General features: G+C 66.3%; 13 protein-coding genes and 1 tRNA gene. 4 read left to right on the top strand and 10 right to left on the bottom strand.

The window, feature by feature from the left end:
- Window positions 1–47 precede the first annotated feature (47 nt).
- The 3 genes from ROV93_RS16325 to ROV93_RS16315 all read right to left on the bottom strand — a co-directional run bounded on the left by ROV93_RS16325 (window position 48) and on the right by ROV93_RS16315 (window position 3044).
- The gene (locus tag ROV93_RS16325; protein WP_072167985.1) at window positions 48–1772 is read right to left on the bottom strand and encodes a peptidoglycan-binding protein; all 1725 of its coding nucleotides are present in this window, start codon (window positions 1770–1772) and stop codon (window positions 48–50) included.
- 122 nt (window positions 1773–1894) lie between these two features.
- Window positions 1895–2467: a hypothetical protein gene (locus ROV93_RS16320; RefSeq protein ID WP_227836791.1), complete on the bottom strand. Its 573-nt coding sequence runs from the start codon at window positions 2465–2467 to the stop codon at window positions 1895–1897.
- A gap of 52 nt (window positions 2468–2519) precedes the next feature.
- Window positions 2520–3044, bottom strand: a complete 525-nt coding sequence (locus ROV93_RS16315) for a hypothetical protein (RefSeq protein WP_072167986.1) — start codon at window positions 3042–3044, stop codon at window positions 2520–2522.
- Window positions 3045–3249: 205 nt separating this feature from the next.
- Here ROV93_RS16315 and ROV93_RS16310 point away from each other — a divergent pair, with 205 nt between their 5' ends.
- Complete coding sequence (locus ROV93_RS16310; RefSeq protein ID WP_072167987.1) at window positions 3250–3876, top strand: YiiX/YebB-like N1pC/P60 family cysteine hydrolase; 627 nt, start codon at window positions 3250–3252, stop codon at window positions 3874–3876.
- A gap of 54 nt (window positions 3877–3930) precedes the next feature.
- Here ROV93_RS16310 and ROV93_RS16305 read toward each other — a convergent pair whose 3' ends face one another.
- The 3 genes from ROV93_RS16305 to ubiA all read right to left on the bottom strand — a co-directional run bounded on the left by ROV93_RS16305 (window position 3931) and on the right by ubiA (window position 6862).
- Window positions 3931–4095: a hypothetical protein gene (locus ROV93_RS16305; protein ID WP_005414774.1), complete on the bottom strand. Its 165-nt coding sequence runs from the start codon at window positions 4093–4095 to the stop codon at window positions 3931–3933.
- 272 nt (window positions 4096–4367) lie between these two features.
- A complete protein-coding gene (locus tag ROV93_RS16300; RefSeq protein WP_176698787.1) occupies window positions 4368–5792 on the bottom strand; it encodes a TIGR00366 family protein in 1425 nt (474 codons plus the stop codon).
- 176 nt (window positions 5793–5968) lie between these two features.
- Window positions 5969–6862 (bottom strand): 4-hydroxybenzoate octaprenyltransferase, encoded by an 894-nt coding sequence (ubiA, locus tag ROV93_RS16295; RefSeq protein WP_005411493.1) that lies wholly within the window; start codon window positions 6860–6862, stop codon window positions 5969–5971.
- A gap of 149 nt (window positions 6863–7011) precedes the next feature.
- Here ubiA and ROV93_RS16290 point away from each other — a divergent pair.
- Window positions 7012–7088, top strand: a tRNA-Arg gene (locus ROV93_RS16290).
- Between the two features lie 28 nt (window positions 7089–7116).
- Here the strand turns inward: ROV93_RS16290 and ROV93_RS16285 are convergent.
- From ROV93_RS16285 to ROV93_RS16270, 4 genes are all read right to left on the bottom strand, one after another.
- Entirely contained in the window at window positions 7117–7473 is a 357-nt protein-coding gene (locus ROV93_RS16285) for a hypothetical protein (protein ID WP_072167989.1), read from the bottom strand.
- A gap of 120 nt (window positions 7474–7593) precedes the next feature.
- Complete coding sequence (locus tag ROV93_RS16280) at window positions 7594–8949, bottom strand: Gfo/Idh/MocA family oxidoreductase (RefSeq protein WP_072168069.1); 1356 nt, start codon at window positions 8947–8949, stop codon at window positions 7594–7596.
- A 65-nt stretch (window positions 8950–9014) separates the two neighbouring features.
- Window positions 9015–11990 (bottom strand): TonB-dependent receptor, encoded by a 2976-nt coding sequence (locus ROV93_RS16275; RefSeq protein WP_072167990.1) that lies wholly within the window; start codon window positions 11988–11990, stop codon window positions 9015–9017.
- Window positions 11991–12124: 134 nt separating this feature from the next.
- Window positions 12125–15484 (bottom strand): TIM-barrel domain-containing protein, encoded by a 3360-nt coding sequence (locus tag ROV93_RS16270; RefSeq protein ID WP_072167991.1) that lies wholly within the window; start codon window positions 15482–15484, stop codon window positions 12125–12127.
- A 322-nt stretch (window positions 15485–15806) separates the two neighbouring features.
- Here ROV93_RS16270 and ROV93_RS16265 point away from each other — a divergent pair, with 322 nt between their 5' ends.
- The gene (locus ROV93_RS16265) at window positions 15807–16961 is read left to right on the top strand and encodes an SIS domain-containing protein (protein WP_072167992.1); all 1155 of its coding nucleotides are present in this window, start codon (window positions 15807–15809) and stop codon (window positions 16959–16961) included.
- Window positions 16954–17892 carry an ROK family protein gene (locus ROV93_RS16260; protein ID WP_072167993.1) on the top strand — a complete coding sequence of 313 codons (939 nt, stop codon included), beginning with the start codon at window positions 16954–16956 and terminating at the stop codon, window positions 17890–17892. Before ROV93_RS16265 ends, ROV93_RS16260 begins: the two co-directional genes overlap by 8 nt.
- Window positions 17893–17896 lie beyond the last annotated feature (4 nt).

Genomic DNA, 17896 nt, shown 5'->3' with positions numbered 1-17896 from the left:
TTACTCCGGCCGGCCTCCTTTACCACACACTTCTTCACACGCAGTGGTCAACGGCCCATGGCCACCCGCTGCTGCTCGTCCTGCACGTGTTGCTGCGAAGGCTCGTGCTTGGCCAGCATTGCAGCGCTGGTCTCCTGCAGGCTCGGTGCCGTCTGGGTCATGTCCACCGCAGTACGGAAGCCGGGAACGGTGCCCACGACGAAGGCCTTGCCATCCTGCACGGTGACGCCCTGCAGCTTTTCCGGCGAATCGATGCCGGCGGCCTTGGCCTGGGCGGTCACATGCGCGCTCATCTCGTTGCAGATCATGCCCGGCATGTGGCCGCGGATCGCATTGTGCAGCGGCGTATCCGGATGCGCCTTGTCGCCCAGTTGCGGCCCCTTCGGCGCCGCCTCGGCATGGCTGCGGCCTTCGGCCAGCTTGCCCAGCGTCGCCGGACCCGCCACGCCATCGGCGGAGAGCCCGTGCTGCTTCTGGTAGGCGATCAGTGCGTCCCTGGTATTGGCACCGAACTTGCCGTCCTCGCTCAGCGGGTTGCCTTGGCCGTCGCGCACGCCCAGGCGGTTGAGTTCCTTCTGCAGCGCAGTCACTTCCTCGCCCTTGGCCCCCTGGCGCAGCACACCGTTGTGGTCGGCGTCATGCGAATGGCCACCCTTGCCGGTTTCCTTCAGCTTGCCGTGGTCCCAGAAGTCCTGCGGGCTGATCAGCTTGCCGTGCGGATTCTTCAACTGGTAATGCACGTGCTGGGCATACTGACCCGCACCGCCCGGGCCACGGCCGCCCATGGTACCGATCGGCTCACCCGCCTTGATCGGCTGGCCTTCCTTCACCTGGGTCGACTGCAGGTGCAGGATCTCGTGCGAGTTGCCCTGTGCATCCCTGATCTTCACCGTACCATAGTCGCCACCGACGAACGTCACCGTTCCGGAGATCGGCGCGTTGACGGTCGGGTGCTGCAGATTACGGCCGTGCTGGCCGCCGACATAGTTGAAGTCGGTGCCACCGTGCGGCTTGTGCGCGCGGTGTTCGCCGAACTCACCGGTAATGTGCGGCTTGACCCCGTTTTGCGGGGGCAGCATCACCTGCATCGTCTGCTCGAAGGTGCGGGTCTGGCCTTCGGCATGCACCGCTGCCGGCTTGGCCTGCGCGTGCGTGGCCGCAGCTACGGCGGGGGCCGCGTGGCTGCCCTGGGACTGGCCGTGGGTCAGTCCCAGGCGCTGCTCCACGAACCGCTCGTACTTGTCCACGTACGGCATCACTTTCTTTTCAGACAGGGCGAGGCCGCCGTAATCACGGGTCGGGCCGTCGTGATGGTACTTGTAGATGTACTCCTCACCCTGGCCGCGCTTGTGCGCCAGCGTGCGGTTATCGATGTAATGGTCAACCAGTGCGTCGGACTGTGCGCCGACGTCGAAGCGGTTGCGGTTGTTGAGGTGGTAGTGGTTGCCGGTCTTGTCGATGAACTGGCCCAGGCCCGAGGCCGAGGTGGTGCCAGCGGCGGCATCGGGGTTGAAACCCGATTCAACGCGGGCGATGGCCAGTACGTGCGCCGTTTCGCGTGGGGTCAGTCCCTTCTCGCGCGCCGACTCGATGATCGTGTCGATCACCCGTGACTGTACTTCCGGAGTCGCATCGCCCCACCGGCGGGAGTTGCCATGCAGGCGGCCGTCGCTCTGGTCGATCGGCTCGCGGTAGTGGCTCCACGATTTGATGCGGTCACTGCTGTAGGCCGCCCCGCGGGGCTGGACCATGTCCTGGTAGATGTCTGCCATTTCTGTGCTATCCATTCTATGAAAAAGGGAATTTCCTTAAGGGGTACTGCTCCTGGTACTTCTGGTACTGCGGTACTGCAGTGCTGCGTTCACAGCGCGCGTGCGACGTCCTGCCGCTGCGCTCAGTCTTCGATGTAGTTCACCTCCGGGTGCTTGATGCCGAGCGAGTCGATCAACTTCTCGTACTCGTCGTTGTTGGGCTCCTGCTCTTCGCCTTCCGCGCCGCGCAGCGGCGGTGTGCTGTGGGTCAACTGGCGGCCACTGGCGTCGTACAGGTAGTACCACTCGCAGAAGCTGCAGCCGAACGGCAGTTCACCGTACTGCACGACGAAGTACGGCGTACCGCTGCGGTCCTGCACGCAGGCCAGGCCAACGGCGGTATAGCCGTCCATCTCCTTGGGCGCAGCAATGGCCTGGCGTGCGCCGTCCTTTTCAATTTCCAGCGTGGTCAGCCGGGAAGCGTCCGTGTCTTGGGTGGGCTGGGCCGCCAGGTGCAGGCGGGTGCCTTGGCAATCGATATGCATGCCGGTCTCGTCGCGCGTAAGAGAGGTGGAATGGTCCGCAACGGCAGCCGCAGGTGCGGCCGGCGTCGCTGCCGGGTCAGTGGAAGCAGGGGCCGCCGGTGCAGCCGCCTCAGGGCCGCTGCAGGCAGCAAGCATCAGGGCCAGTACGGGGGCAACGGGAGACAGACGCATGCGGGGCTCCTTGGGTGAATCACACGACCGCCCGCAGGCGGTTGCTCAGGGGTCAGATCGATTCGTCCTCACGCTTGACCAGTTGCCAGCACGGCTTCTGGGCAAAGGTGTAGATCTGCTGGTCGCTGGTATCGGGAGTGCGCATCTGCACCTGTACCTGGCCATCGGGCAGGCGGGTGACCTGCATCTCGCGGCCCTGGCGCTGCAGCGTGGCCGGGTCCGGCATCACCGGCCATTCGACCTTGGCAAGCGGCACCTTCTCCTCCACCTTGCGTGGCTCCGGCTCGGCTTCGCTGTCGATGTGGCTGTCCAGCAGCGGATCGGCAGTGGACGTTTCCTGCAGCGCGATCTCGTTGCCGAAATGCTTGAGGAAGTCGTCGAAGACCGGATGGGGGCAACTGGCAGACGCGTCTGCCGGGACTGCGGCAACCGGCGTGGCCGGCGCCGTGGCGGCGGCTGTGCTGGTCGGAGCCGGTACGGCGGCGTCAGCGGGGGCTGCCTGGGGCGCAGGCTTGCAGCCGGACAGCGCAAGCCCCAGGGCAAGCGCAAGCAGGGCAACGGGGCGGAGCTGGTTCACGGGATCCTCCTGATTCCGGGCGGTCGCGCGCGGTTCCGGCGCGGTAGGGAGGCAAGGATAGCCATGCCTCGGTCAATTCAGTTTCAACATCCGCTGTCAGGAATATCCCGACATGCTGAATTGAGACTAATATCACACTAATACTGAAATCAACGTCATCGCAGCAGCCGTTAGACTACGCCGCACACGCTTCGACCCTGGCCCCATGCGCGCATTCCTGCTTGCCCTCTCCCTGCTGCTGCCAACGCTGTGGCCTGGTGGTGCGGCCGCGCTGGAGGTCCGGGAAGGCGATCTGCTGTTCGTCACCGCCGGCCATGCCGGCCTGAGCGCGGCCATCGACGATGCCACCGGCAAGCAGGGCGCCCCCAGCTTCGATCACGTGGCCCTGGTCGCTGCGGCGCCAGGCGGCTGGGAGGTACTGCATGCGGACGAGAAGGGATCGCGCCGGCAGGCGCTGGATCAGTTCCGCCAGGACGCCCGAGGCAAGCAGCGGCAGGTCGTGGTCTATCGCCTGCACGCATCGCAGCAGGCTGCCATCAAGGATGCGGTCGCGACCGCACGCACGATGCTGGGAAAGCCCTACAACACGTCGTATGTGTTGAACGAGGACAGCTACTACTGTTCGGATTTCATCGAACGCGCGTTCCGTGCGCACCATGTGTTCGCACTGCAGCCGATGAACTTCCGCAACCCGCAGACCGGGCAGATCGCACAGCACTGGGTCGATCTCTACCGCGGCATGGGCATGGAGGTGCCGCAGGATCAGCCGGGCACCAATCCGAACGACATGTCGGCGGCACCGGTGCTGCACCGTATCGGCGTGCTGGAATAAGCGAAGCCCCGCACGGGGCGGGGCTTCGCGCATCACAGGAAGTGGGTGCCGAAGTCACTCTTCCTCGTCCTGCCCACCCTGCTGCTGGTTGCGCTGGTTGCGCTGCTGCTGTTCCTGCTGCTGTTGCTGCTGCTGGTCGCGGCCACGACCCTGCTGCTGATCCTGCTGGTTCTGCTGGCCCTGCTGCTTCTGGTTCGGGTTCTGGTTCTGCTGTGCCATGTCCGATCTCCAAAGCCACACGCGGAATGCGGTGGACGGGACCATCGTCTGCAGCGAAGAGTTAATCGCGCGTTGGTGGGCGGCTACATTGGTGTGTACGCGCGTGAATGAACGGGCAAAGCCCCTTGCGGCACAAGCCGATGAAGGATTCATATGGGTTCGGCATGTGCTCATGCCGTCAGCCCGACTGCGCGCATTCATGGCGTGCTCTGCTGGAAACACGCGCTGAACGGAGCTGGCGTCCTGCTCGCGCACGGACGCCAGCCCTGCACTCACGGCATCACCGGCGGCACATACGCCAGGGTCATGCCCAGCACCCATAACAGGCCCAGCACCAGCGGGATGTGCACCAGCAACTGGATGAAGGTGAAGCCCACGATGTCGCGTGCCTTCAGCCCCAGCACGCCCAGCAATGGCAGCATCCAGAACGGGTTGATCAGGTTCGGCAGCGCTTCGGCCGCGTTGTAGACCTGCACTGCCCAGCCCAGGTGCGCCTTCAGCTCGTTGGCGGCCTGCATCACGTACGGCGCCTCGATGATCCACTTGCCGCCACCGGACGGCACGAAGAAGCCCAGCACCGCCGAGTAGATGCCCATCACCAGCGCGAAGCTATCGGTGCTGGCCACGTGCACGAACAGGCTCGACAGCCGGTGCGCCAGGGTCTGCCCGTCACCACCGGCGGCGTGGGTGAGGATCATCGCGATACCGCCGTACAGCGGGAACTGGATCAGCACGCCGGTGGTGCTCGGCACCGCCTTGGCCACCGCGTTGAGGAAGCTGCGCGGGCGCCAGTGCAGCAGCAGGCCCAGCGAAATGAAAAGGAAGTTGTAGGTGTTGAGGTTGGCGATGGCAGTGACCACCGGCTTGTTGGCGAACTCGTTGAACAGCCAGCCGAACGCCAGCAGCGAGAGCAGCACGGTCAGCAGCGGGCTGTATTCCAGCCATTCGCCCGGGCGCGTGCGTCGCTGCAGCGGTTCCGGCTCGGCCTGCGCAGCGCCGGGAAATTCCTCGGCGGTACGCGCACTGCCGGCTGCAGGCGCGGTCAGCCAGGCGATCAGCAGCGAGACAAGGATCAGCACTGCGGTCAGGGCGATCGACTGCCACAGAAAGATGGTTTCGGTGAACGGCAATACGCCGGTGATCTCCACCAGGCCCGGCGGCATGCTGGCCGGGTTGGCCTGCAACTGTGCGGCCGACGAGCTCAGCCCCATCGCCCACACTGCGCCCAGGCCGAGATAGGCCGACGCACCGGCGGCGCGGTAGTCCATGCGCAGTTCGGTGCGACGGGCCAGCGCGCGGACCAGCAGGCCACCGAACACCAGCGAGAAGCCCCAGCTGAGCAGCGAGGCGAGCATGCTGACCAGGCCCACGTACACCACCGCACCGCGACCGGTGCGCGGCACCCGGGCCAGGAAGTCGATGAAGCGTGCGACCACCGGCGCGGTGGCCACGGCGTAGCCGCCGATGACCACGAAGGCCATCTGCATGGTGAAGGGAATCAGGCTCCAGAAGCCGTCACCGAAGGCGCTGGCGGTGGCCTGCGGGGTCGAACCGAAGCCCATCGCGGCCAGCGCGACAATGACCACGCCCAGCACCGCGAACACGTACGCGTCAGGGAACCACTTTTCCGCCCAGGCCGCCGAGCGCAGCGCTGCGCGCGCCATCCAGCCGTCCTGTACTGCTGCCGTCGAGGCCATCGCCTACCCTCCCAGGTTCGATGGATCGATTCTGGGCGGTGGGGTGTGGGCTGTCAGCCACCTATTGGTCGTAGGTGGCGGAAGGCCCGGCGCTGCGCGCCGCCGCCCGAGCGTAGGCTCGGGCGCTACAGAAGCACTGTCAGCTGTAGAGCCGAGCCCACGCTCGGCTGCGCTTCTCAACGCAGCGCCAGGTCCACGGCGATACCGGCGAACAGCGCGGCGCCGACCCAGTTGTTGTGCAGGAACGCCTTGAAACACGGGCCGCGCTCGCGGTTGCGGCAGATCCAGAATTCGTACACCACCAGCGCGGTGGCCACGGCCACGCCGGCCAGGTAGTAGCCACCCAGCCCGCCGCGCACGCCAACCAGCGCCATGGTGGCCAGGAACAGCGCGTACAGCACGCCCTGGATGACCAGATCGAGATCACCGAACAGGATCGCGGTGGAGTGCGAGCCCATCTTCAGGTCGTCCTCGCGGTCGACCATGGCATACCAGGTGTCGTAGGCGGTGGACCACAGGATATTGCCGGCATACAGCAGCCAGCCCAGCATCGGCACCTCGCCCTGCACGGCGGCGAACGCCATCGGGATGCCCCAGCCGAACGACATGCCCAGGTAGACCTGCGGCAGATGGGTGTAGCGCTTCAGGTACGGATAGCTGGCGGCCAGGAACACGCCGATGAAGCTCAGGCCGATGGTCAGCCCGTTCAGGGTCAGCACCAGGCCGAACGCCACCAGCATCAGCACGGCGAACAACGCCAGCGCGGCACGGCCGCTGATCGCGCCGGTGGCCAGCGGCCGCGCCTTGGTGCGCTCCACATGCGGGTCGAGCCAGCGGTCAGCGTAGTCGTTGATGACGCAACCGGCCGAGCGGGTCAGCCACACGCCGGCGGTGAACACGAACAGCGTCCACAGCGGCGGCAGGCCGCCGGCAGCCAGCCATAACGCCCACCACGTGGGCCACAGCAGCAGCAACGTGCCGATCGGGCGATCAGCGCGCATCAGACTCCAGTAATGCCGCCAACGCGGCGTCGCCGGCGACTGCGGCGAAGTGAGGGGGGTATCAGCCATGGCGATAGGATACTCCTGCCCCTCTGGCAGGGCTTTGCCGGTGGGGGGAGATTTGTTCGGCGAAACTGGATAGAATGCCCGTCCCGCACCGCTTCATGGCGGTGCGATGCCCGCCCCGGCACTGGCCGACGGCGCGGCGGTTCTACAACGCGCCCGTAGCTCAGCCGGATAGAGTAGTGGCTTCCGAAGCCATTGGTCGGGGGTTCGAATCCCTCCGGGCGCGCCATGTTCTTTCTATCCCCCCGTTCCGGTCCCTAGGGCCTGCGTCGAGCGTAGCTTCGATTCGGATCCGGCGTGGCGCGGCAGATCCGGCTGCGTGCATGCCTGATCATGCCGGGCAGCCAGCACAGCGCCGATACCAGGGCCCAGATCGCCGTCAGCCAGAACCATCGACCCAGGGTGTAGGCCCAGATCATGGGAAATACAGCCAGCATGGCGATGAACTGTGTGTACAGCAGATAGAGCGAATGCATGCCCAGGCGTGGGTCCGAGCGCAGCACCACGCCACACCCGCGGCATGCCGTCCTCGCCTGGCGTTTGCCTGCAGAGCGCAGTGGAAACCGTTGCCCGGCAGCGCCGCAGAGCGGACAGCTGAAGGTCATCCATTGCATGCGCAGCCTCCGTTCCTCTTCCTGATGGCTGCCACAGCATACGGCCGATGCAGTAACGCCGGGCATGGCCCGGCGTTGGCTTCAAAGCAGTCGAGCATGGCTCGACTCTACAAGAGCAGATCAGTACTTCCCGTCGAACGCGAAGATCGGCTTGCGCGTCTTCCACGCACCAGCAGTAAAGTCCGGGAACTCCAGCGTCTGGAAGCCGTTGGCGATCGACTGCTCGCTCAGCGGCGTGATCGCACTCCAGGTCACCGCATCATAGATGTCGATCGGCATCGGTGCCTTGGCCTTCAGTGCTTCCACAAATGCATGGATGACGAACCAGTCCATGCCGCCGTGGCCGGCGCTGGCGGCGGTGTCGGCATTCTGCTTCCACAGTGGGTGCTCGTACTCGTCCTGGTACTTCTTGAACTCTTCCCACTGGTGCGGCGGGCTGCGGCCTTCGATGTGGATCGAATGGTTCACGTCCATCCACAGGCCCTTGGTGCCCTGCACACGGAAACCCATTGAATACGGGCGCGGCAGCGAGGTGTCGTGCTGCAGCAGGATGGTCTCGCCGTTCTCGCAGGCCAGCGTGGTGGTGACGATATCGCCGAGCTTGAACTTCACCTGGGTGCTGGGGTGGGTGGTGCCACCACTCTTGGCCACGGTGTATTCGTGCAGGCCGCGTGCCTTGGTCGCGAAGGCGTTGATGTGGGTGAAGCGGTTGCCACGGTTGATGCCGGTGTACATCGCACAGGGGCCGATGCCGTGGCTGGGGTACAGCTCACCATTGCGTTCCACCGAATGCTCGGTGCGCCAGCGAGCTTCGCTCCAGCCCTTCGGACCGAACTCCACGCCGCTGTCGTAGGGCTGGTTGGGGTCGCCGGAATTGAACTTCACGCCGCGCAGGTCGTGCTGGTAGCCGGCCTGCAGATGCACCAGTTCGCCGAACAGGCCCTGGCGCACCATCTGCAGCGCGGCCATCACGTCGCGGCGGTAGCAGACGTTCTCCAGCAGCATGTACGGGGTGCCGGTGCTCAGCTGGGTCTTCAGCACGTCCCAGTGGTCCTGCAGGGTGATGCCGGCCACCACTTCACAGCCCACGGCCACGCCGGCCTGCATCGCGGCAATCGCCATCGGTGCGTGGTACTCCCACGGCGTGGCGATGATCACGCCATCGATGCCCTTCTGTTCCAGCAGGCGCTTCCACGCGTTGGTATCACGATCCTGGCCATAGGTCTTCGGCGCGGGCTTGCCGGCCTTCGCCACCATCTCTGTGGCACGGCCCAGCATGATCGGCTCGATGTCGCACAGGGCAACCACTTCGACGTCGTCGCGACGTACCAGCTCCTTCAGCAGCACCAGCCCACGCATGCCGGTACCGATCATGGCCAGGCGCACTTTGCCCCCGCGTGCCCATGCCGGGGTCTGCGGCAGCAGGCTGCTGGCGGCGACAGCGGCACTGGCCGCGATGAATTCCCTACGCTTCATGGCAAACATCTCTCCTCTTGGCAGCGTGCCGGCCGCCGCCCGCACGCCAGGTCACGCAAACGGAATTACTTGAACCGGTAGCCGATGGTCACACTGTAACCACGGCCGAAGATGGTGGCGTAGTCACTGGAGTCACCCAGGAAGCTGTTCGGATCGTAGAACGGCAGGCGGTTGAACAGGTTCTTGACGGTGAAGCTCAGGTTCCACGCATCATCCGGGCGCCAGGTGACGCTCATGTTGGCGGTCCACCACGACGGTGCACCATCGCACTTGCTCTTCTGCAGGGCCAGGTAGCCGCCGGTGCAGGTTTCCTTGTTGTTGCTCTCTTCGTCGATCTGGTCGGTGGCCCACTTGGTGCCACCCACGTAGTTGACGAACATGCTGGTGGTCACCTGCTTGTAGGTCCAGTCTGCATTGAGCGTGGCACGCAGGCGCGGGTTGTTGTAGTAGCCCACCACGTCGCCGTAGTACCAGCCGTTCTCGGCGTCCATGTAGAAGCGGTTGCGGTTGGCGATGGTGGCGGCCAGGCCGATGTTCAGGTTGCCCCAGTCGCCCAGCGAGAAGCGGCTGCGCGCGTCGATGTCGAAGCCGTCGATCAGCGTCTTGCCGCGGTTCTTGTACTGGCCGACCACGCTGGCCACGTTACCGGCGGAGTAGCCCGGCAGGGTGGCCGGGCAGCTCACGCCGCTGGCCGGATCGGCGCACATTGCCGCCAGCTGCGCCAGGTTGGCGCGGTCGCTGTCGGTGATCGGCGAGCGCGACATCGAGATGATGTCTTCCATGCGGCGATAGTCCGGCGCGACGATTTCGTTGTCACGGTAGATGAACCAGTAGTCGGCCGACACCGACAGCCAGGTTGCCGGCTCGTAGACGAAGCCGAGGGTGGCGATCTTGGCCTTTTCCGGCTTCAGGTCCTTGTTCGGCTGGGTCATGCGCGCCACGGTGCGGCTGCAGTCGACGTTCAGCAGGGTCTTGCCGAGGTCGACGTCACCCGGCCGCTGCGACTTCAGCAGCAGGTTGGCGATGGCGTTGGTCTCGCCGCAGCGCAGTTCGTCACGGAAGCCACCGAGCTGGGCGAACACGCCGCCGTTGCCGGACTCGGCCAGGCTCGGTGCGCGGAAGCCGGTGGAATAGGTGCCGCGCAGCATCAGCTGATCGAACGCCTGGTACTTGAAGCCGATCTTCGGCGCGATGTTGGCGCTGAAGTTCGGGTACTTGTCCACGCGCACCGCCGCATCCAGTTCCAGCTTGTCGGTGATCGGCGCCACGGTCTCGGCGAACAGCGCGTAGGTGTTGCGCTTGCCGTCGAACCACGAGCCGCCCTGCTGGGTGATCAGGCCATTGGCCGCATCGGCATTGCCCGGGGTGTAGAAGGTCTCACGGCTGGCGTTGAAGCCGAACGCGGCGCGCATCTCGCCCGCCGGCAGCTGGAACAGCGGTCCTTCGATCTTGCCGTCCAGGGTATGCAGGCGGGTCCACGACTGGATGTCGAAGGTCGGGAACGCTTCACGTATCAACGCGGCGTTGGCTTCGCTGATCTCGCCGAACTTGTACGCCGGGTGGTCGGAGATGATCACCCGACCGGTGCCCGGATCGATCGTGTACGGCCCGAACGCCTTCTCGAAACCCTTGGTGTTGACGTTGATCGTCTGGTAGGTGGTGGAGTGGGTACCAGCGCTGGCGAATGCGGTTTCCCAGTTCCAGTCACCCGCGTTGCCACGTGCGCCCGCCAGCACACGATAGCTCTTGTCGGTATTGCGCTGGCCGAAGTAGTTCGGGCCGGCATCCTGCAGCAGGTAGTTCAGGCCGACCACGCCGCCCATCATGGCCTTTAACTGCGGGCTGGCGTGGTTGTACTCGTTGTTCGGGCCCAGGAACGGGTACAGGAACTGGTTGACGGTGTTGCCGGTGTTGCGCGAGAACCAGCTGGTCGGGTTGCCAGTCGTGGTGCCATAGGTGCGCGGCGTACCGCCGTTGGCGCGCAGGTCGATGTCGGTATAGGTCGCCTCGGCGAAGATCTCGGTGTTGTCACCGACCAGGAAGGTGCCGTTGAGGTAGGCGGTGTTGCGCTCGGACTTGGCGCCGGCATCGATCTCGTTGTTCATCCAGGTTTCCCAGACGCAACGCGGGCCGGCCGCTTCACTGGTCAGCACGTTCCTGCAGCCCGGCGCAGCTTCCTGTACGCGGCGGCCGGTAACGGGATCGAAGGCGAAGTAGGTGCCCGGGTTGAACTCGCCCGGCTTGCTGCCCACGCCCAGGCGCAGGTTGTTGAGGTAGTTCGGGTTGTTGACGTAGTACTGGTCCGGACGCTTGTCGTAGAAATCGCTCAGCGGAATCGCGTCGCGACGGTACATGTTGACCGCGCCATAGATATTGAAGCGGTTCTCGGCCAGGTCACCGAAGCCGGCGGTGATGCTGGCTTGGCGCTCACCGTAGGAATCGATGCGCGAGGAGGTGTCGTTGGTGAAGCTGATCTCGGCACCCTGGAAGTTGCGCTTGGTGATCACGTTGATCACGCCGGCCACCGCGTCGGTACCGTACACGGCCGACGCGCCGTCGGTCAGCACTTCCATGCGCTCGATGGCCGCCGCCGGGATCGCATCGATGTTGACGAACTGGGTCTGGAAGCCGGCCGGCGCACCGTAGTACGACAGGCGGCGACCGTTCAGCAGCACCAGCGTGCCCTGTGCGCCGAGCCCGCGCAGGTTGGCCTGCGAGGCACCATCGGAACCGGTGAACAGCGAGCGCGCATCCTGCTGCGCAGGGCGTGCGGCCGGCAGGTTGTCGAGCACCTGCAGCAGCGTGCGCGCACCCATGTTCTGGATGTCCTGCTTGCTGATCACCTGCACCGGCGAGGCGGTTTCAACGTCGGTGCGGCGGATGTTGGAGCCGGTGACCTCGATGCGGGCCAGGTCGGTGGCGTTGTCCTTGCTCTCCTGGGCGAAGGCAGGAGCGGCAAGCGAGAACAGCGCGCCGGCAATGGCCAGCGTCAGCGGAGCGATCGGGCGGCAGGGGGGGCGGTGGTGGCGGGCGGGCAACATCGGGGTTCTCTCCTGGCAAGGGTGCGGCGCAACTGAGTGAGCGCGTGGGCGTTCGGCGGGCAAAACGCTCCCGGGCCACGGCCATGAGGGCCGTAGTCGGGATGGGGCGGGGGAGGAGCGGTGTTACGTGGGGGTCATGGGGCGACGATGCTGGCGGAGTCGCCCTCCTGGCCGATCAGTACGGCGTTGGCCCAGTTGGCACAGACCTGGGCGGGTTGGCTGCCCTGCGCACCCAGCGTGCGCAGGCTCAGGGTGGAAAGGCCACGGATGTCCAGCTCCGGCTTGACCACGCCGGGCGCCTTCACCAGGCCGCTGTCGTACAGCAGGCGGTTGTCGCCCCATACCTGGAACTGCAGGCCGCCGGCGTTGCGGCAGGCGTCGTCGATGCCGAGGTCGGCACGCAGCAGGTGCCAGCCGCCCTGCAGGCGCAGGTCGATGCGGCTGTTGGCGCCGACCCCCAGGCCACGGCGGAACTGCAGGCCGTTCATGCGCATGCCGGCGTCGCCTCGGAACGACTGGTCGGCGCGCACCTGGCTGGCCAGCGCGGCCGGCACCGGCAGCTCGGAGAGATAGCGCTGCCGGGCCGGTCGCTCCGGTTCCTGGTGTTCGAGGATGTGGAAGGTGGACAGTGCGATCGGGCCGACGTCGCGCGGCTGCAGTGCATCGAACGCGCGGGCGCTGCCCTGTGCGGCGGTGACCATCGGGTCGGTGCTGCTGGCGCCGTCGCCTTCAGGGTTCTGCACGCTCAGCACGCGGAAGCGCAGCAGGCGGCCGGCATGGGCCGGGAACGCGATGCGCTGCACGCCTTCCTTCAGCTGCAGGCGGCCACGGGCGATCGGCTCGCCCCACTCACCATTGCTGTCGCCCAGGTACACCTCGTAATCGCGCACCTGGCCGTGCTTCCAGTTCTTGTCGTTGCGCGGCGCGATGTCGATGCCGTCGATCATCCTGCGCTCGCCGAAGCCGATCACCCACTCGTGCGCGCCGGTGCGCACGGCCTGGTTGCGCACGCTGCGGAACCAGGTGTTGGGATCGTCATCGAAGGCGTTCTCCAGCGCATGGCCGGGCTCCTCGGCCGGGCGGTTGACCACCAGCAGGCTGTCTGCAGGCAGTTCGCGGCCGAGTACCGGCGCGGCCGGATAGGCATCGTCGGCGGCCGCAGCGGCCACCGCGAAGTCCAGCTGCAGCTGCAGCGGCTGGCGGATGTCCTGGGTAGCGGTACGCACGTGCAGCGTGCCACGGCGCTCCTTGGCATCGAAGTACCAGCCTTCAGCCGCACCGTTGAACGCCGCCGCATCGGCCAGCGCCGGCAAGGCGCGGCCATCGGCCTGCACTGCACGCGGCGCCTGCCGGCTGAGCACGCGCAGGCCATAACGACGCTGCGCCAGCTGGCCGTTGTACTGGCCCTGCACCGCGTCGATCTGCACCTGCACCGGGCCACTGCCCAGTGCAGGCGCCTGCACGCGGATCTGCTGCGTGCTCGACTCGCCCTGCTGGTAACGGCGCGTGTTGCCATCGTCTTCGTACAACGTGTACTGCGAATCGCCCTGCGGGTACAGGTCGAAGGTCACTTCATCGAGCGGCTTTTCACCATCGAACAGCATCGACGGGTACATCGGCAGGATCGCACCGGCACGCACGAACACCGGCAGCGTGGCCAGGTCCACCTGGCGGTCCAGCTGGCGGCCGTCGGCACCGGCCTGCACGCGGCGGCCGTCCCAGTAGTCGATCCACCCCCCGGCCGGCAGGTGGATGTCGCGGCGCCAGCCACGGCTGGCGGCCTGGCTGCGGTACACCGGCGCCACCAGCAGGTCGCGGCCGAGCAGGAACTGGTACTTGTAGGTCTCATCCTGTGCATGCGGGTCGCGCGGGTAGTCCCACATCAGCCCCCGCACCGGCGGTGCGCCGGTCTGCGCGGCCTCGTGCACCAGCCCGTACATGTACGGGGTCAGGCGCATCTTCAACTTCAGGTAGTCGCGGTTGATGCTGCGGTACGGCTCGTCGTACCACCACGGGTGCTTGCGCGCATTCGACGACCAGCCGCTCATGCCCATCAGCACCGGCGTGAACGCCTTCCACTGCAGGTCGCGGGTGAAGGTTTCGGCGCTGCCGCCGAAGATCGCATCCACATCGCCGCTGGCGTAGGCCATGCCGGACAGGCCGGAGCCGACCAGGGTCGGCACGTGCCAGCGGATGTAGTCCCAGCTGCTGCTCTGGTCGCCGGTCCAGGCCACGGCGTAGCGCTGGATGCCGGCCCAGCCCATCACTGTCCACAGGAACGGGCGCGAATCGGAATTGTCGAGGATGCCGTTGAACGCCTGGCGGTTGGCGTCCATCGCGAACTGGTAGCCCTTGCCGGTCCAGGCCACGTCCAGCTTCTGCACGCGGCTGCCGGCCTTGCCCACTTCCCAGGCGATCTTGTCGACGCCGTTCTCGGTCCACAGGCCGGTGCGGAAGCCGTAGCCGGCGAGCCCCTTCACCGTTTCCGGCAACTGCTTGTAGCCGCAGCCGTAGCCATCATTGGGCAGGATCCAGCCACCGGGCATGTCGTGGGCGCGGTACTGCTTGGCCACGCTGTCGATCACATCCGGCGTGGTGCCGGTCGGGCCGTCGCTCCAGCCTTCGGGCACGGTGCCGGGCTTCTTGCTGTTGTCGCTGTCGTTGTAGCAGTCGGCATCGCCGTAGGACAGCGCCCAGCGCGCCACCATGTTCGGGCGGCCGGTCAGCTGGGTGTAGCGCTCGATCAGCTTGGGCAGGTCGGCGCCGACGAAGTAGTACGCGTCGAAACGGTCTTCGCGATGCAGCAGCGTGGCCTGGTCGGGCTGGCGCAGGTCGTAGCTGCCATCGCTCCACGTATTGCGCAGCATGCCCCAGCCACGGCTGCTCAGCAGCATCGGTGCAGGACTGGGGCGGTCACCCTCTTCCCAGCCGCCGGAATAGGACACTTCCAGCTCGCGGCCCTTGAACTGGTAACGGCCATTCTGCTGGCCGCCCCCGAAATAGCCCTCATCGGCCTGCGAGGACAGCACCTGCACGCTCTGCGTGGCCTCCAGGTCCAGCGGCTGCAGTTCCTGCCACAGCGCGGTGGGTTGGCCGTTGTCCAGACGTTCCAGGCGCAGGCGCAGCGGCTGCCGCTGCACATGCAGGACCAGTGCGTCGGTACGCACGCGGATTTCCTGCGCGTCTTCTTCCAGCTGCGCCTGCACGTTCGCCTTGGGCTGCGGCAGAACGATCGGTGCGGCCTTGTCGCCGGCGCCGGTCAACGTGCCGTTGCGGCCGGCCTGCACGCGGATGATGTCGGTCGCCGGCAGTTCAATGCGGATGCGCGCGCCCATGTCGGTCTGCAGGTCCCAGCCCTGCACGCCGTCGCGGCTGGCGCTGGCGCTGACCGATCGCAGGTTGCCGACCGGCTCGGCCCGGGCCGTCATGGACGCCAGCATCAAGGCCGGCACCAGGGCCAGCATCAGCGGCGAGCGACGAACGCAGTTTTCCACGCGGACTCCCAACCCGTTCACCGGGCGTTTCGAAAGCGATTGGGCCGACTCTAGGGCAGCGATTCGAAAGATGTCAACAAATTGAAAGAAAAAAGGAAGATATATTCCATTGAAACGAAAGTTGTTGCGTCGCAATACTTTGTGTAAGCGCTTGCAGTCGCCTGTTAAGCATTGTGCGATACGGCATTTGACCCGTCCTTTCGTTTTCCTGGTTATGCCGCGACTGGGAAAGCCACTCGGCCATTTTCTTTCTTTTTACTTTCGATGTTTGACATTTCGAAAGAAAACGCAGATGGTGCGCTGGCCCAACTGGAACCTCCGAATGGACGTCACCCTGCTTTCCGATGTGTCCGCCTGGCAGCGCCTTGGCGGAGCCGACACCGCAACCGAAATCGCCCAGCAGCCTGCGCTGTGGGAAGCACTCGCACAGGACCTGTCGCGTGCCCGCGACCGCCTGCAGGCCTTCCTTGGCGACAGCCTCAACAATTCCAACCAGCGCGTGCTGTTCACCGGCGCCGGCAGTTCCGGCTTCATCGCCGAGATGGTGGCTGACGCGATCAACGCACAGTGGCCGGCCGAGGTGCGCGTGGTGCACACCACCAGCCTGCTGACCCACCCGGCGCTGTACCTGCAGCGTGACCGCCCGACCCTGCTGGTGTCGTTCGGCCGCAGTGGCTCCAGCCCGGAAAGCGTGGCAGCGGTGGATCGCGTGCGCAGCGACGTGGACGACGCGCGCTTCCTCGATATCACCTGCAACGCCGATGGCGAACTGGCCCGCCGTGGCGCCGGTCGTGCCGATACCTGCACCCTGCTGATGCCGTCGGCCAGCTGCGATCTTGCCTTCGCCATGACCAGCAGCCTGACCTGCATGCTGCTGGCCGCACTGACGGTGTTCGATCGCTCGCCGTGGGATGCGCGCGTGGCGCGCCTGAAGCAGATCGCCGCGCTGGCCCGCGAAGGGCAGGCGCAGTGGGACGCACCAGTGGCAACGCTTGCGCAGCGCCCGTTCAACCGCGTGATCTACCTTGGCAGCGGCCCGCTGGAAGCGCTGGCCCGCGAGTGTGCACTGAAGGTGCTGGAGCTGACCGCTGGCCGCGTTCTGGCGCTGGCCAACACGCCGCTGGGCTTCCGTCACGGCCCCAAGTCGACGCTGGATGGCAACACCCTGGTGGTGGTGCTGCGCAGCGTGCAGCCGCTCGCGCGCCGCTACGAGCAGGACCTGCTGGAAGAACTGCGCCGCGATGGCGTGGCCGGGCAGGTGCTGGCGATTGGTCCGCATTCGGATATCGGCGCCGATGACGATTACACCCTCACCGTACCGGCGCTGGACGATCCGTGGCTGGCACCGGTGTGGCTGGGCTTCGCGCAGCTGTTCGCGCTGCAGCGCTCGGCCGCGCTGGGACTGACCCCGGACAACCCGTTCCCGGATGGCACCGTCAACCGCGTCGTCAAGGGCGTCACCATCCACCATGGCTGAGCTGATCGCCCACGCCTGCTACGGCATCGACATCGGCGGCACCAAGATCGAGCTGGTGGCGTGCGATGCAGCGATGCAGGTCACCTGGCGCCGCCGCGTGGCCACGCCGCAGGGCGACTACGATGGTTTCCTGCAGGCCGTGGTGACGCTGGTGGCCGAGGCCGACGCCGCGCTGGGCCGGAATGATGCGGCCATCGGCATTGCCCTGCCCGGCGTGCGTGACCGCCGCAGCGGCCGCCAGCTCAGCGCGAACGTGCCCGCACTGACCGGCCAATGCGTGGCGAAGGATCTGCAGGCGCGGCTGCAACGCCCGCTGCATTTCGGCAATGACCTGCAGTGCTTTGCCCTGTCGGAAGCGCACGGCGGCGCCGCCGATGGCTACCCCAGCATGTTCGGCGCCATCCTCGGCACCGGTGCCGGCGGTGGCTTCTGCCTGCAGGGCCGGCTGCTGTCCGGCTTCAACGGCCTGGCCGGCGAGTGGGGCCACTGGAGCGTGCCCGGCCATCTGCTGCAGCGCCATGGCCTGCCGCTGCTGGACTGCGGCTGCGGCCTGCAGGGCTGCGTGGAGCGCTATGTCTCCGGCAGTGGTGTAGCAATGATCGAACGCCATCTCGGTGGCAGCGCCGCCAACGCCAGCGCGGTGATTGCCCTGGCCGAGGCCGGCGATGCGCGCGCACGCAAGGCGCTGGACATCCATCGTGACCTGCTCGGCCACAGCCTGGCCGCGCTGGTGCTGGCGCTGGACCCCCACGTGATCGTGCTCGGCGGTGGCCTGTCGCAGTACGCGCCGCTGTACCAGCAGCTGCCGGCCGCCATCGCCGCCCATCTGTTCAATGGCGTGCAGGTCCCCCCGATCGTGCCGCCACGGTTCGGCGATGCCGGTGGCGCACGTGGTGCCGCCCTGCTCGCCTGCCAACGCTCGTTTTCCTGATCTC

This window comes from Stenotrophomonas maltophilia group sp. msm4 (genome assembly GCF_032025605.1).
Taxonomy (GTDB): domain Bacteria; phylum Pseudomonadota; class Gammaproteobacteria; order Xanthomonadales; family Xanthomonadaceae; genus Stenotrophomonas; species Stenotrophomonas sepilia.
Note: the sequence above shows the minus strand (reverse complement) of the source record. Positions and strands in the feature narration are given on the sequence as shown.

Bases quoted from the DNA above. Each gene is read 5' to 3' on its own strand.
- ROV93_RS16325 (WP_072167985.1), bottom strand. From the start codon at position 1,772: ATGGCAGACATCTACCAGGACATGGTCCAGCCCCGCGGGGCGGCCTAC.
- ROV93_RS16320 (WP_227836791.1), bottom strand. From the start codon at position 2,467: ATGCGTCTGTCTCCCGTTGCCCCCGTACTGGCCCTGATGCTTGCTGCC.
- ROV93_RS16310 (WP_072167987.1), top strand. From the start codon at position 3,250: ATGCGCGCATTCCTGCTTGCCCTCTCCCTGCTGCTGCCAACGCTGTGG.
- ROV93_RS16305 (WP_005414774.1), bottom strand. From the start codon at position 4,095: ATGGCACAGCAGAACCAGAACCCGAACCAGAAGCAGCAGGGCCAGCAG.
- ROV93_RS16300 (WP_176698787.1), bottom strand. From the start codon at position 5,792: ATGGCCTCGACGGCAGCAGTACAGGACGGCTGGATGGCGCGCGCAGCG.
- ubiA (WP_005411493.1), bottom strand. From the start codon at position 6,862: ATGGCTGATACCCCCCTCACTTCGCCGCAGTCGCCGGCGACGCCGCGT.
- ROV93_RS16285 (WP_072167989.1), bottom strand. From the start codon at position 7,473: ATGCAATGGATGACCTTCAGCTGTCCGCTCTGCGGCGCTGCCGGGCAA.
- ROV93_RS16280 (WP_072168069.1), bottom strand. From the start codon at position 8,949: ATGAAGCGTAGGGAATTCATCGCGGCCAGTGCCGCTGTCGCCGCCAGC.
- ROV93_RS16275 (WP_072167990.1), bottom strand. From the start codon at position 11,990: ATGTTGCCCGCCCGCCACCACCGCCCCCCCTGCCGCCCGATCGCTCCG.
- ROV93_RS16265 (WP_072167992.1), top strand. From the start codon at position 15,807: ATGGACGTCACCCTGCTTTCCGATGTGTCCGCCTGGCAGCGCCTTGGC.
- ROV93_RS16260 (WP_072167993.1), top strand. From the start codon at position 16,954: ATGGCTGAGCTGATCGCCCACGCCTGCTACGGCATCGACATCGGCGGC.